Below are 14,842 nucleotides of genomic sequence, written 5' to 3'. Positions count from 1 at the left end.
GTCTATGTTTCACCCATTACCCGTTTTTATCGGATTACGCTACTTACGAGGTCGGTCTGGTGACCGTTTTAGCCGCTTCGTGTCTTATATATCAACCGCCGGAATTACCATCGGGGTGCTGTCTTTGGTGACAGTGCTATCCGTGATGAATGGTTTTGAGGCGCAACTCAAGGGGCGTATCTTAGGCGTGCTTCCTCAGACGGTTATCACCCATTCAAGTGGTACGATAGCTTCAGACCAGGCACCTCCAGCCTTTCTTGGTGACTACCCAACGAGCCAGCCTCCCGTTCCTATTGTACGAAGTGAGGCCGTGGTTCAAAGTCATCAAGGTTTGGCGGCGGTGATGATGCTGGGTATTGAACCTGAGAGTAATGATCCCATTCGGCACCGAATGGTGAGTGGCAGTGTCAATCAACTTAAGGCCGGAGATTATCGGGTGTTACTTGGTCACACGTTGGCACGAGAGCTTGATGTCCAAGTTGGTGACAAAATTCGATTGATGGTGACGAGTGCCAGTCAGTATACGCCACTAGGTCGAATACCGAGTCAGCGAATGTTCACCATCGCGGGCTTGTATAGCACAGGGTCAGACATTGATAGTTCATTGGTGGTCACTCATATATCGGACGCGGCGAAACTTATGCGTTTTAAGCCGGGAGAAGCCAGTGGCTGGCGACTCTTTTTCCAAGACCCATTCGTCGTTTCACGTTTAAGTCAAAACGAACTTCCGGAATCATGGCATTGGAGCGATTGGCGTGAGCAGCGCGGAGAGTTATTCCAAGCGGTAAAAATGGAAAAAAATATGATGGGATTGATGCTAGGGCTGATTATCGGTGTGGCTGCTTTCAATATTATTTCTGCTTTGATCATGGTCGTCATGGAAAAACAAGCTGAGGTAGCGATACTTAAAACCCAAGGCATGTCAGATAGACAAGTGCTGGCGATTTTTATGGTGCAGGGTGCAAGTAGTGGCGCCATTGGTGCGGTCGTGGGAGGGGTTTTAGGCGTATTGATGGCTCAGAATCTAAACGCGTTATTAGATGCGATGGGCGTTGCTCTGTTTAGCTTTGGCGGCCAGTTACCCATCATGATTAACCCGAACCAAATTATTATCGTTGTTGTTGGCGCCGTGCTATTAAGCTTGGCTGCCACTTTATTTCCTTCTTACCGTGCGTCATCCGTAAAACCAGCTGAGGCTTTAAGATATGAGTAGTCCTTTAATCGCTTGCCAGAATATTCGCAAAACTTATCACGATGGAGCGGTGGATACCGAAGTCTTGAAAGGGGTCAGTTTTGAGATTGCTAAAGGGGAGCTGGTATCCATTATCGGTTCATCGGGATCGGGTAAGTCAACCTTGCTTCATGTGCTAGGGGCGCTGGATGATGCTTCGCAGGGTGAGGTTGAATTCTTAGGTCAATCCTTGTTGACGCTTAGTAGTAATCAACAAGCGAAGATCCGCAATCAGCATTTGGGTTTCGTTTACCAGTTTCATCATCTATTGAGTGACTTTACTGCCCTAGAGAATGTGGCGATGCCATTGTTAATTGGTGGCATGAATGTGAAACATGCAAAAGCAGAAGCTCATGACTTATTGGAGCGTGTTGGTTTAGGTCATCGTGTGACGCACCGCCCTTCGGAACTGTCTGGTGGTGAGCGACAACGTGTGGCGATTGCACGAGCATTGGTCAACAAACCTTCGCTGGTGCTAGCTGATGAACCTACGGGTAACTTAGATCATAAAACAGCGCTCGCTATTTATGATTTGATGCGTACTTTAAATAAGGAATACGGCACGGCCTTCTTAGTGGTCACCCATGATAACGAATTAGCGGAAAAAATGGATAAACAGCTTCACATGCAAGATGGTTTATTAATTGATATCGCGCAGAAGTAAGGAATAGACGTGTCATTATCCTTTTTTATTGGTAAACGTTTTAGCCAAGCCAAGCAGCGCAATAGAATGGTGTCTTTTATTTCGATATCGTCAATTGTGGGTATTGCTGTGGGTGTCGCGGTGATTATTGTTGGTTTATCAGCGATGAACGGCTTTGAACGAGAATTAAAAAACCGAGTACTGTCAGTCATCTCTCATGGTGAGTTTGAAGGCGTCAACCAACCGATTGAAGATTGGCAAAAGATGGTCGCCGCTTCAAGTAAGCATGAGCGTGTTGAAGCCGCAGCCCCGTATATTCGTGTTACGGCTCTCGTTGAAAAAGGCAGTCAACTAAAAGCCGTTGAGGTACGTGGGGTCGATCCTAAATTAGAGCAAACCGTGTCTTCATTACCGAGCTTTGTGAACCAGGAAAGCTGGCAAGCGTTTCGTGCCGGAGAGCAGCAAGCTATTTTAGGTAAAGGGGTAGCAGAGCAAGTCAACGCTAAGGTGGGGGACTTTGTGACGTTAATGATCCCGTCGACGAGTGATGCAACCAAAGTGCAGTCACCAAGGCGCGTGCGGGTAAAAGTGACAGGCTTACTGGAGCTTAACGGTCAAATTGATCACAGCTTGGTGATAGTACCGTTGCAAGATGCCCAAAAGTACGTCCGAATGGGGGATAAAGTCACTGGGGTATCGATAAAAGTCGATGATGTTTTTGATGCGCCATTGATTGTTAGACAAGTCGGAAACTCTTTGTCTGAATATGTGTATTTACGAAGTTGGAAGCAAAAATATGGCTTTCTTTATCGTGATATCGAGTTGGTGCGAACCATCATGTATTTAGTCATGGTATTAGTGATTGGCGTGGCTTGTTTTAATATTGTTTCAACGCTGATGATGGCAGTAAAAGATCGCTCTGGAGAAATCGCGATTTTACGAACTATGGGCGCAAGCGACAGTTTGATAAGACGAATTTTTATTTGGCAGGGCGTGTTTTCAGGTGTGGTGGGGAGCATTGTCGGGGGAATGGCGGGCGCCTTACTCGCGGTAAATCTAACGCCAATCGTATCTGCTCTCGAGACGCTCGTTGGCCATCAATTCTTGTCTGGTGATATCTACTTTGTTGATTTCTTACCATCGCAGTTAGTTTGGAGTGATGTGGCATTAGTATCAGGAACCGCGATTGCGTTGAGCCTTGTGGCAACCTGGTACCCAGCATCGAAAGCCAGCCAGCTAAATCCAGCGACGGTGTTAAGTGCCAAGTAATAACAGCGAATAGAGTAGCGAATAAAAAAGGACCTAAGGGTCCTTTTTTGCTAACTGATGTACTTCACAGTTTCATGTTTTTGCTATTTGGCTCATAGGTTGTCGCCACGATTTTGCATCCTAGAGAGCAACGCATTAATTTAGCCCAAATAAACACGCTTTAGAGACTAGCGTAATGAGCGTTGTTGCCAACTTCTCACGACAGAATAACGCCATAAACCGCGGATACCAAAATACCCTGCAATTGACGCGAGCGCTGCGCAAAGTAGGCACCCTAAAAGGAATGGAGGTCCAATGGTCGACATTTGCTCAGAAAGGTACTGCCATGACAATTCAAAATGAAACGGCTGCGTGGGTGTGCTTAAGCAAAATGCACCGACTTTATACGCGAAATAAAATAGCACAGGCATAGTGACTGGGTTACTAATCCAAACCAGCGCGACGGATAACGGTAGGTTTACACCGAATAGAATTGCAAGGCCTGCAGCCATAATCATTTGGCTCGGCAATGGAACGAAAGCCATAAACAAACCAACGGCAAAAGCACCCGCTGCAGAGCGGCGGTTTAAACACCACAGGTTGGGGTTATAGAGGACATTGCCGAATATTTTCAAAGCCTTTTGTCGCTTGATCACTTCGTGATTTGGCATGAAACGTTTGATGAACTTTCTTGGCATAGGGAAACATGACTCTCTTTACAAGCATCACTGTACCTTTGGTTTACACCCTAACTTTAATAAGTGCAACTTTTTGGCCTGTGATGCCGACTATCTATTGGTTGATTCCTGTATCCTTAATCAGTTTCGCCTTGCTGATAAAGCGTCGATTTATATTGTTGACGGGATTCATCGCACTATCCGTGGCATTAATTCAAGGGAATCTTCTCAAGAGCCAAACAGAGGCGCTTTTTCGATTCGGCACAGATATTACCATAAAAGCGCGAGTTGACAGCTATTTTAAACAAATAAGTCAAGGTTATGAGGCGGACGTGACGGTTTTTAGCGTCAACGGTGAGTCGATTAACTTGGTTTATCGACCGAAAATAAAACTTAAGTTTTCTATGCCAGTAGACGTCGGCGCTTGGGTGGTGGCGCCAGTGAGGTTAAAGCGTATTATTGGTGTTAAGAACAGGGTAGGATTTGACAAAGAAAAGTACTATTTTGCTCATGGCTTGCTTGCCCAAGCGAGGGTTGATGATTCGGCTCATAGTATGGTGTCGAGTAAGCGTCACTGGCAGTCGAACATTTACAACCATATATACCGCGCAACATCGACGAGTCATTATCAAGGTTATTACTTAGCGTTGATATTTGGCGACCGTTCTAAATTAACCGCCGAAGATTGGGCCAGTTTGCGCGAAAGTGGACTGTCGCACCTAATGGCGATATCTGGGCTTCATATCGCCATTATTTTTTCCATTGGCGTCTTCGTTGGCCGGGCCGTTGTACTGTTATGTGGTGTGCTATCACGGCAAAGCCAAATTGAGCGTCGAAGTGGCAAGAAGCGATGGTTTGAACAAATAGCGTTATTCATTGCCTCAGAACCTTGGCTAGCGGTTGTCAGTGGTTTTATTTTTGCTGGTTTCTATGGGGCGTTAGCGCATTTCCCCATTCCGACGGTTAGAGCGCTGCTGATGTTGTTGGTGCTCTATATTATTTGCTCTCGAAGCATCAAAGCCGATGCCGTCGCCATGTTACTTTTTAGCGCGGGTCTGGTCCTGACAGTGTTGCCATTTTCATCCGCAAGTATGAGTTTTTGGTTGTCGTATTATGCGGTGAGTGCGTTAGTGGTGTTAGCGGCTTACTTAAGACAACCTCAGTATATTGAAGCAGGGAAGATACGCAGTGGTTTGTTATTTCATATCGGACTGGCGGTGTTGTTTTTGCCATTGTTGATTATTGTGTTTAATGGCGCGTCACTGGGGAGTGCGCTATACAACCTCATTTTTGTGCCCTGGTTCAGCTTTATTGTTATGCCTGCCTTATTGCTAATGACAGTATTTAGCGTAGTCGCAGCAATGATGGGAATCGACGATATTGGCCTCTATGACTTGGTGATGGACCCATTATTATCCGTGGTGATTAAGGCGATGTCTTATTCCAGTTGGTTCTGGGTAGAGTTGGAACCTCATTATGTACTGCCTATTCTATTCGTCATTGCAGCGGGTTTATGCTGGCAATGGGTAACGGAGCGTTGGGTAGCCATCATTGCAGTGATGGCGCTCTTTTTTATGGATAGAGGCAGAGAAAAAGCATCATTTTCGAGTAGTTGTGTTGGATGTCGGTCATGGGCTAGCCGTCATTGTTCAGCAAGGCAATGACGCGGTGGTTTATGATACTGGTATAGAAATGGCGGGGTTTAGCATTGCTCAGCGTCTAATTACCCCCACACTTGCTCAGTTAGGGGTGAACGCACTCGAAGGCATTATCTTGAGTCATGCCGATAATGATCATGCTGGTGGCACCGTAAATTTACAACGGCAATGGCAACCAAAGTGGGTTCGAAAATCGGATGCTGATGCGACGGAGCAACCGTGTATCGCAGGCGAGAAGTGGCAATGGGAGGAGGTAACGTTTGAGGCGCTTTGGCCGCCTAAGCTGGTATCACGTGCTTATAATCCACACTCTTGTGTTGTGCTCATGACTTACGCACCTAAGGGGCAATCTCGTGAGCACCAGGTGCTATTCTGCCAGTGATATTGATCAAATTAGTGAAATCCTGCTCGCTCGTAATCTGCCTTTGCTACATCTAGATGCGATGCTGGTTCCGCATCATGGCAGTAAAACATCGTCGTCGGAATGGCTGTTAAATCGAATTAATACTCAACATGCTATAGCGTCGACGCGTTTTGCTGGGCGATGGAATCTACCCAATCCAGATGTCAAGGCTCGATATTTACAAAATGGCGCCAAATGGTACGACACGGGTTCAGCGGGACAAGTGAATTTGTCATTTAGTGCACAAGAAGTGAGCGCTTTCACTCTCAGAGGCGATAAGCTCGCCCCTTGGTATAGGCAGATGTTAAGAAGCGGAGTAGAATAAAAGAAAATTAAGATGAAAATGATTGAAGAATTATGTCACTAAATCAAGATGAAACCACGCTGCAGACCTTTAAGCGTTTGTGGTTGTATATCCGTGAGTACAAGACTGGGTTGACGGTTGCCATTATCGCGCTTGTGATCAACGCGGCGGCAGATACTTACATGCTTTCTTTGCTGAAACCACTTCTAGATGAAGGGTTTGGTGATGTTGAATCTAATTTTCTTAAAGTATTACCACTGATCATTATTGGCATGATGTTTATACGGGGTTTGAGTGGCTTCGTATCGACGTACTGTTTAAGCTGGGTATCCGGTAATGTGGTGATGCAGTTACGTAGAAAGATATTCAGTCATTTTATGCATATGCTTAGGTTTCCTTTTTTGATAAGGAATCAACGGGTGGATTACTTTCACGTATTACTTATGACTCAGAACAAGTCGCAGGTGCAACGAGCCGCTCTTTGGTGAGTATTGTGCGAGAGGGTGCCAGTATTATTGGGTTGTTGTTCCTGATGTTTTGGAGTAGCTGGCAGTTATCCTTAGTACTGATTGTTGTTGCCCCAGTTGTCGCTTGGGCGATTGGATTTGTATCGAAACGCTTTAGAAAAATCTCCCGCAACATGCAAACCTCGATGGGAGAAATGACCACGTCCGCAGAACAAATGTTAAAAGGGCATAAAGTTGTTTTGACCTATGGTGGTCAAGAGGTTGAAGGCCAACGCTTTGACAGTATGAGCAACCAAATGCGTCAGCAGACCATGAAAATGGTGGCGGCCTCAGCGATTGCCAACCCTGTAATTCAAATGATCGCGTCATTGGCTTTGGTGTCGGTATTGTATTTGGCGAGCTTTGATTCGGTACGCAGCGAATTAACACCAGGTACGTTTACGGTTATTTTTTCGGCCATGTTTTCACTGATGCGCCCACTAAAAGCGTTAACAGGCGTGACCGCTGAATTCCAACGAGGCATGGCAGCGAGCCAAACATTATTTGCGTTGATTGATCTTGATACTGAAAAAGATAACGGCACAACAGAATTACAATCTGTTAAAGGTGACATTAGCGTAAATGATATTACCTTTACCTACCAAGGCACCGAGAAGCCAGCGCTGCGCAATGTCAGTTTTGATTTACCGGCAGGTAAAACTATCGCATTAGTGGGGCGTTCAGGATCAGGCAAAAGTACCATTGCCAATCTGTTCACTCGTTTCTACGATGTTGATAGCGGACATATTGCGCTCGATGGTCACAAAATCGATGACATTAAGCTCACTAATTTGCGTCAACATTTTGCGCTCGTCTCGCAGAACGTCCACTTATTTAACGACACGATTGCTAACAATATCGCTTATGCGGCGCAAGGGAAATATAGCCGTGAAGAAATAGAGCACGCCGCAAAACAAGCCCATGCCATGGAATTTATCGATGGCTTAGAGCATGGTTTGGATACAGTGATTGGTGAAAATGGTGCTAGCCTTTCTGGAGGTCAGCGTCAGCGAATCGCGATTGCACGAGCATTGTTACGGGATGCGCCAGTTCTGATTCTAGATGAGGCGACGTCTGCACTCGATACGGAATCTGAACGTGCGATTCAATCGGCTCTTGATGAATTGCAAAAGGACAAAACGGTCTTGGTCATTGCTCACCGTCTTTCAACTATTGAGGAAGCGGATGAGATTTTAGTTGTCGACGAAGGCGAAATCATAGAGCGCGGCAATCACGCGACATTGATCGCTCATCAAGGCGCTTATGCTCAGCTACACCGTATTCAGTTTGGTGATCATTCGTGATTGAAAAACTTTGGTTCGAACAGCACCCACTGCGTTTTGTTTTGTGGGTGTTGCTATGGCCATTGAGCCACTTGTATGGCGTGATCACGGCAAGGCGCAAGCGGGCTTATCATCAAGGCAAGAAACCGGTTTACCGTTCATCCTTACCTGTTATCGTGGTGGGTAATATTACCGCGGGTGGGAATGGTAAAACACCGATGGTGATCTGGCTGGTAGAGCAGCTCGCCAATCTTGGTTTTAAACCCGGCGTCGTGTCGCGTGGCTACGGTGCTAAGTCCCCACGGTATCCTCTGCGCGTTGATAAGCAGACGTTGACACAGCATTGTGGTGACGAACCAAAATTGATTTTTGAGCGTACTGGTGTACCCGTTATCGTTGATCCTGTTCGATCACATGCCGTGCAAGAATTAGAACGTTTGGGTGTGGATGTGGTGATTACCGACGATGGTTTACAGCATTACGCATTAGACAGAGCATTCGAAATTGTTGTCGTTGATGGACAGCGTCGCTTTGGTAACGAGGCGTTATTACCCATGGGTCCTTTGCGAGAACCGCTTTCTCGACTGCAAGATGTCGATTTGATCGTAACCAATGGCGGGGGCTCACAGCAGGCGAATGAGAAAGTCTTTACCTTAGAGCCAACGTTGGCGGTGAATCTACTATCTGGAAAGAAAGTAGCAGTGAATGAATTGGGTACTCTGGCGGCATTCGCCGGTATTGGACATCCACCACGGTTCTTTGCTACGTTAAATCAATTGGGGGCAAATCTAGCGCGCGAACAGGGCTTTGCCGACCATAAAGATTTTGATAAACAACAGCTTGTTGCATTAGAGCAAGGTGTTGATAATGTCATTATGACAGAAAAAGATGCAGTAAAATGTCGACACTTCGCTCATGAAAATTGGTGGTACTTACCAGTATCTGCAAATTTTACCAACCACGATAGCGAAGAAATACTGATAAAAATTAGAAAGGTTATAGAGAGTTATGGATCATAGACTTCTGGAAATTGTAGCGTGCCCTATTTGCAAAGGTAAGCTGACGTTCGATAAAGACAAACAAGAACTGGTTTGTAAGTTAGACCGACTAGCGTACCCAATTAAGGAAGGCATTCCAGTATTGTTGGAGCCAGAAGCACGAACGATGGCGATGGAAGAGGGGCGATAATGTCATTCACAGTCATTATTCCAGCGCGTTACGAGTCGTCGCGATTACCGGGCAAGCCTCTGGCAGATATTGCGGGTAAGCCGATGATTCAGCATGTTTATGAAAAAGCGATGTTGTCGGGCGCCAAGCGAGTCATTATTGCTACCGATGACCCGCGTGTTGAGCAAGCTGCAAAAAGTTTTGGCGCAGAAGTGTGTATGACCTCTCCAACCCATGAGTCAGGGACAGAGCGTTTGGCTGAAGTGGTTGAATTAATGGCAATAGAACCGGAGCATATTGTTGTTAATGTGCAAGGGGATGAACCTTTAATACCAGCCGAAATTATTGCGCAAGTTGCGAATAATTTGCAGCAAAGCACGGCACCAATGGCGACGTTAGGTGTTCGTATTGAGACCGAGCAAGAAGCGTTCAACCCTAATGCCGTTAAGGTTGTCACGGATGAACAAGGCTATGCGCTGTATTTTAGTCGCGCCACTATTCCGTGGGATCGCGACGCTTATAGCCAAGATCCTAAACAATCACCAGCTCACCCTCTACTTAGACATATTGGTATTTATGCCTATCGTGCTGGGTTCATTAACACTTATGTGTCTTGGGCACCAAGTGTATTAGAGAAAGTGGAATGTTTAGAGCAGCTGAGAGTACTTTGGTACGGTGAAAAAATTCATGTTGATGTGGCGTTACAAGCGCCTCCGGCAGGGGTGGACACACCGGAGGACCTTGAGCATGTTCGTCAGTTAGTGGCTTCGTTAACGGCGGGCGATTCAAACTAAACATTTACACCGTTATGACGTCGTGCCGTTTTCTACGACGCAGTTAACGAATTAGCGCTGGGTGATCGGCAGGAAGTAATTCCCATTCACCCGGCTGCAAATTACTCAGCGTAAACTGCCCCATAGAAGCGCGAATTAGGCGAAGCGTTGGAAAACCAATATTAGCCGTCATTCTACGAACTTGGCGGTTTCGCCCTTCAATTAAGGTAATCGAAAGCCATGTTGTTGGGATATTCGCTCTAAATCTTACCTGCGCGGATTTCGTTCCCAGACATCGGGCGCATCCATACGTGTCACTTTAGCGGGTAGTGTTGGTCCATCTTTAAGTGTCACGCCATCTCTTAGTTTTTGAATATCATCTTCTGACGGAGCCCCGTCAACCTGAACCCAATAAGTTTTTTCCGATTTCGAATTCGGTTGAGTTAAGCGAGCCTGCAAGATGCCGTCGTTAGTTAAAATAAGCAGTCCTTCACTGTCTCGGTCCAGCCTTCCTGCTGCATAAACATCTTTAATAGGGATAAAGTCGGCCAGTGTTTTTCGTCCATCACCATCGGTGAACTGGCTGAGCGTATCAAAAGGCTTGTTAAAAATGATGACCTTTCGCTCAGCAATAGACACTTTTGGTTTCACGTCTTCCGTTTTTCGGCGACGCGATGGTCGACGATGAGAGGATGTCGATTGCCCAGTGGATTGTTTGAAACGTGTTGATTTAGTCGCGGCACGTGACTTAGATGGTTCACGTGTTGTTTTAAATGTCATGTTAACTACCCTGCAAAAATGTAAACAAACTGTGTGCTTTAGTTTTGTCTACCGCTGTTTTGAGCTATCATGAGCGCGCTCAAAAACAGGATTAATGCACAAGATAATAGACTAATTGCTCATTTTTGTTTAATTATAGTTGCTTAGGATTTCGTTTAACTGAACTAAAAGCCTCTGATTGCTTATTTATGCACCACATTGGGTGCAGTATGAGGCTTGTTGGTACAGTTACAACGTTTACGCTGCCTTTTTCGGTATGCGTTAATTGATAAGGGTAACCTTGCCCAATTAGAACGATAGGGAAATTTCATGCCTACAGAAAAGCCGACCATTATTTACACGATTACTGATGAAGCGCCAGCGCTTGCGACGTACTCACTACTACCGATTATTCAGTCATTCACAGCGTCTTCTGGGATTGATGTTGAAACGAGAGATATCTCATTAGCAGGGCGCATTATTGCAAACTTCCCTGACAATTTGAAAGAAGAGCAGCGAATTGGTGATGCGCTTAGTGAGTTAGGTGAATTGGCGACGACGCCAGAAGCAAACATTATCAAACTGCCTAATATCTCAGCTTCTATTCCGCAATTAAAAGCAGCCATTCAAGAGCTACAAGCCAATGGTTATGCGCTACCAGATTACCCAGAAGAGCCTGGCTCAGCTGAGCAAGAAGCGGTGAAAGCAACCTACGATAAGATTAAAGGCAGTGCGGTAAACCCAGTACTCCGAGAGGGTAACTCAGACCGTCGCGCACCATTATCAGTAAAGAACTACGCCAAGAAAAACCCGCATTCAATGGGGGCGTGGTCAAAAGATTCAAAATCCCATGTTGCTAGCATGGCAGATAAAGATTTCTTCGGTAGCGAAAAATCAGTCACGATTGATCAAGCAACGGATGTCAAAATCCAGTTCACCTCTGCTAACGGTGAAGTGTCGATTTTAAAAGAGAAAGTATCATTACTCTCTGGTGAAATTATTGATGCGTCGGTGTTAAATAAGAAGGCACTGGTCGCGTTCTTTGAAGCGCAAATTGCAGAAGCAAAACAGCAAGGTGTTTTACTTTCTCTACACTTGAAAGCGACAATGATGAAGGTGTCAGACCCTGTCATTTTCGGTCATGCAGTTGAAGTGTATTACAAAGAAGTATTCGCAAAGCACGGTGCTCTATTTAATGAGTTAGGTGTCGATGTTCGAAATGGTATTGGTGATGTGTACGCTAAGATTGCGTCACTACCAACGGCGCAAAAAGCAGAAATTGAAGCCGATTTAGCCGCCGTCTACGAGACACAACCCCCGTTAGCGATGGTTGACTCTGATCGAGGTATCACGAACCTTCATGTGCCAAGTGACATCATCGTTGATGCTTCTATGCCCGCAATGCTTCGATCTTCTGGTCAAATGTGGGGACCGGATGGTAAACAGCAAGATACCAAGGCACTGATTCCTGACCGCAGCTATGCAAGCATTTATCAAGCTGTGATTGACTTCTGTAAAGAGAACGGTGCGTTTGATCCTACTACCATGGGTAGTGTGCCAAACGTTGGTTTGATGGCGCAAAAAGCAGAAGAGTACGGTTCGCACGACAAGACGTTTATTCTTGATGGTGAAGGCACTGTGTCTGTTGTTGACGCACAAGGTCAAGTATTGATTGAGCAAGCAGTAGAAGCGGGCGATATCTTCCGTATGTGTCAGGTTAAAGACGCTCCGATTCAAGATTGGGTTAAGCTAGCTGTGACACGTGCTCGTGCGACAGGTGTACCTGCCGTATTTTGGCTAGATGAAGCGCGCGCTCACGATGCAGAGTTGATTAAAAAGGTAAACCAATATTTACCTGACTACGATACGAATGGTTTGGATATTCGCATTCTTGCACCTCTTGAAGCGACCATTTTCTCTCTTGACCGAATTAAACTAGGCCAAGACACCATTTCAGTAACTGGTAACGTGTTACGTGATTACCTGACGGATTTGTTCCCAATTTTAGAATTGGGCACGTCTGCGAAGATGTTGTCGATTGTTCCATTAATGAATGGCGGTGGTTTATTTGAAACTGGCGCTGGCGGTTCCGCGCCTAAGCACGTACAGCAGGTTCAAAAAGAAAATCACCTACGTTGGGACTCTTTAGGTGAGTTCCTCGCGCTAGCAGCGTCTCTAGAGCACTTGAGTACAGTCAGTGGCAACGAACGTGCGAACGTACTGGCTAAAGCGCTGGATCAAGCGACAGGGCAGTTCTTAGACATGAACAAGTCACCGTCACGTAAGGTGGGTGAGTTGGACAACCGTGGTTCACATTACTACTTGGCTCTTTACTGGGCTCAAGCACTGGCGCTACAAACTGAAGATGCAGCACTGGCGAATGAATTTGCTCCAATTGCAGAGCAGCTGGCTTCTAACGAAAGTGTGATTGTTTCTGAACTGAATGCCGCGCAAGGCGTTGTTGGCGATTTAGGTGGGTATTACTTACTTAATGATGCATTGGTGGCACCATTGATGCGACCAAGCGCAACGTTGAATGCTATCGTTTCGTAACCATTTAGGTTCATTAACGATTTAGACAGTTAACGTTCAGCAGTAAAAGCGGCTCCTTTATAGGAGCCGCTTTTTTATTTTGCTGTAATTAATGGTGGTCAAATACTCGAATTGTAAGCCTCGCGTTTTGGACAAGTCGCCAGGATCTCTCGTCGTCCAGATTCTTTTACTTCTTCTAAAATGACATCAAAGCCCCAAAGTCGATAGAGGTGCTTAAGCACTTCGTCGTACCCTTTATCTAATGGAATTCGATTGTGGGGGACATGTTGTAGAGTGAGAGAACGATCACCACGAACATCGACATTATAGACTTGGATGTTGGGCTCTAAGTTGCTGAGGTTATATTGCGCCGCTAACTTTTCACGTATTTTTCGGTAACCCGATTCATCGTGTATAGCCGAAATTTCAATAAAGTTCTTTCTATCATCATCAAGAATAGAAAACAGTTTAAACTCTCGCATTAACTTTGGTGACAGATACTGGCTTATGAAGCTTTCATCTTTAAAGTTATGCATGGCGAAGTGTAAGGACTCCAGCCAATCACTGCCTGCCAAGTCAGGGAACCATTCTTTGTCTTCATCTGTTGGCTCTTCACAGATGCGCTTTATGTCTCTAAACATGGCAAATCCAAGGGCGTATGGATTGATACCGCTAAAGTAAGGGCTGTTATAGGCAGGTTGTGCGACCACACTGGTGTGACTATGCAGAAATTCTAGAATAAATTTGTCGCTGACCAAGCCTTCATCATAGAGATGATTAAGAATCGTGTAGTGCCAGAACGTTGCCCAGCCTTCATTCATAACTTGAGTTTGCTTTTGAGGATAGAAATACTGACTTACCTTTCTGACGATACGAACAATTTCACGTTGCCATGGCTCAAGCAAAGGTGCATTTTTTTCAATGAAATAGAGGATGTTTTCTTGTGGCTCGCTTGGGAATAGAACTTTTTGTTCGGATTCTTTTTCGCGGTTTTTCGGCACAGTGCGCCACAGCTCGTTCACTTGAGATTGTAAATAAGCCTCACGTTGTTGCTGGCGAATGGTTTCTTCCGCCATTGAAATCTTTTCAGGACGCTTATAGCGATCAACACCATAGTTCATTAATGCATGACAAGAATCGAGCGTTCTTTCTACATCTTCAACCCCATACTTTTGTTCGCATTCAGAAATGTAGTTTTTAGCAAATAGTAAATAATCAATAATGGAACTGGCATCCGTCCAAGTTTGAAATAGATAGTTTCCTTTGAAGAATGAGTTATGACCGTAACACGCGTGTGCCATGACTAACGCTTGCATGGTCACTGAGTTTTCTTCCATCAAATAAGCAATACAAGGATCAGAATTGATGACGATTTCATACGCTAAGCCCATTTGACCATGTTTGTAACCTTGCTCAGTCTGTATGAACTTCTTACCGAATGACCAGTGGTTATAGTTGATGGGCATACCAATACTCGAGTAGGCATCCATCATTTGCTCAGATGTGATGACTTCTATTTGATTAGGGTAGGTATCAAGTTTATAAAAGGCCGCGACGCGCTTTATTTCGGTGTGATAGCGTTCAAGCAAATCAAACGTCCAATCTGGACCGTCAGGCAACACTTTTGATGATGTTTTGGCTTTAGTTGTCATAGATAC

Annotated in this window: 12 protein-coding genes and 2 pseudogenes; 11 read left to right on the top strand and 3 right to left on the bottom strand. The window is 45.4% G+C overall.

Annotated features, from left to right (window positions below; all coding sequences use genetic code 11):
* Positions 1-4: 4 nt before the first annotated feature.
* Genes lolC through lolE form a run of 3 tightly spaced genes read left to right on the top strand, consistent with a single transcriptional unit; the run spans position 5 to position 3,143 of the window.
* Positions 5-1,213: a lipoprotein-releasing ABC transporter permease subunit LolC gene (gene lolC, locus AC0L66_RS12365; protein ID WP_473567518.1), complete on the top strand. Its 1,209-nt coding sequence runs from the start codon at positions 5-7 to the stop codon at positions 1,211-1,213.
* Complete coding sequence (lolD, locus tag AC0L66_RS12360) at positions 1,206-1,895, top strand: lipoprotein-releasing ABC transporter ATP-binding protein LolD (RefSeq protein WP_265675034.1); 690 nt, start codon at positions 1,206-1,208, stop codon at positions 1,893-1,895. Before lolC ends, lolD begins: the two co-directional genes overlap by 8 nt.
* 3 nt (positions 1,896-1,898) lie before the next feature.
* Positions 1,899-3,143 (top strand): lipoprotein-releasing ABC transporter permease subunit LolE, encoded by a 1,245-nt coding sequence (lolE, locus tag AC0L66_RS12355; protein WP_265675110.1) that lies wholly within the window; start codon positions 1,899-1,901, stop codon positions 3,141-3,143.
* Positions 3,144-3,310: 167 nt separating this feature from the next.
* Here the strand turns inward: lolE and AC0L66_RS12350 are convergent, their stop codons facing one another.
* The gene (locus AC0L66_RS12350; RefSeq protein WP_428753637.1) at positions 3,311-3,820 is read right to left on the bottom strand and encodes a DUF2062 domain-containing protein; all 510 of its coding nucleotides are present in this window, start codon (positions 3,818-3,820) and stop codon (positions 3,311-3,313) included.
* An 83-nt stretch (positions 3,821-3,903) separates the two neighbouring features.
* Here AC0L66_RS12350 and AC0L66_RS12345 point away from each other — a divergent pair, with 83 nt between their 5' ends.
* The 7 genes and pseudogenes from AC0L66_RS12345 to kdsB all read left to right on the top strand — a co-directional run bounded on the left by AC0L66_RS12345 (position 3,904) and on the right by kdsB (position 9,914).
* Complete coding sequence (locus tag AC0L66_RS12345) at positions 3,904-5,463, top strand: ComEC/Rec2 family competence protein (protein ID WP_473567515.1); 1,560 nt, start codon at positions 3,904-3,906, stop codon at positions 5,461-5,463.
* Positions 5,414-5,839, top strand: a complete 426-nt coding sequence (locus tag AC0L66_RS12340) for an MBL fold metallo-hydrolase (RefSeq protein ID WP_473567514.1) — start codon at positions 5,414-5,416, stop codon at positions 5,837-5,839. The genes AC0L66_RS12345 and AC0L66_RS12340 overlap by 50 nt, the downstream gene beginning before the upstream one ends.
* A complete protein-coding gene (locus tag AC0L66_RS12335; protein WP_473567512.1) occupies positions 5,811-6,185 on the top strand; it encodes a ComEC/Rec2 family competence protein in 375 nt (124 codons plus the stop codon). The genes AC0L66_RS12340 and AC0L66_RS12335 overlap by 29 nt, the downstream gene beginning before the upstream one ends.
* Positions 6,186-6,217: 32 nt before the next feature.
* Positions 6,218-7,974: pseudogene (gene msbA / locus AC0L66_RS12330) on the top strand (lipid A ABC transporter ATP-binding protein/permease MsbA).
* Entirely contained in the window at positions 7,971-8,972 is a 1,002-nt protein-coding gene (gene lpxK, locus AC0L66_RS12325; protein ID WP_473567510.1) for a tetraacyldisaccharide 4'-kinase, read from the top strand. The pseudogene msbA and the gene lpxK overlap by 4 nt, the downstream one beginning before the upstream one ends.
* Positions 8,962-9,141, top strand: coding sequence for a Trm112 family protein (locus tag AC0L66_RS12320; protein WP_250617016.1), 180 nt, complete (start codon positions 8,962-8,964; stop codon positions 9,139-9,141). Before lpxK ends, AC0L66_RS12320 begins: the two co-directional genes overlap by 11 nt.
* On the top strand, positions 9,141-9,914 hold the full coding sequence (gene kdsB, locus AC0L66_RS12315; RefSeq protein ID WP_265675039.1) for a 3-deoxy-manno-octulosonate cytidylyltransferase: 774 nt from the start codon (positions 9,141-9,143) through the stop codon (positions 9,912-9,914). Before AC0L66_RS12320 ends, kdsB begins: the two co-directional genes overlap by 1 nt.
* A 43-nt stretch (positions 9,915-9,957) precedes the next feature.
* Here kdsB and AC0L66_RS12310 read toward each other — a convergent pair.
* Positions 9,958-10,673: pseudogene (locus AC0L66_RS12310) on the bottom strand (pseudouridine synthase).
* 309 nt (positions 10,674-10,982) lie between these two features.
* Here AC0L66_RS12310 and AC0L66_RS12305 point away from each other — a divergent pair.
* Complete coding sequence (locus AC0L66_RS12305) at positions 10,983-13,205, top strand: NADP-dependent isocitrate dehydrogenase (RefSeq protein ID WP_473567508.1); 2,223 nt, start codon at positions 10,983-10,985, stop codon at positions 13,203-13,205.
* A gap of 98 nt (positions 13,206-13,303) precedes the next feature.
* On the opposite strand, the gene AC0L66_RS12300 is transcribed toward AC0L66_RS12305, so the two are convergent.
* Positions 13,304-14,836, bottom strand: coding sequence for a SpoVR family protein (locus AC0L66_RS12300; protein ID WP_265675042.1), 1,533 nt, complete (start codon positions 14,834-14,836; stop codon positions 13,304-13,306).
* Positions 14,837-14,842: the final 6 nt, after the last annotated feature.

The sequence above is a fragment of the Vibrio sp. GJ43-1 genome (genome assembly GCF_055808835.1).
Note: the sequence above shows the minus strand (reverse complement) of the source record. Positions and strands in the feature narration are given on the sequence as shown.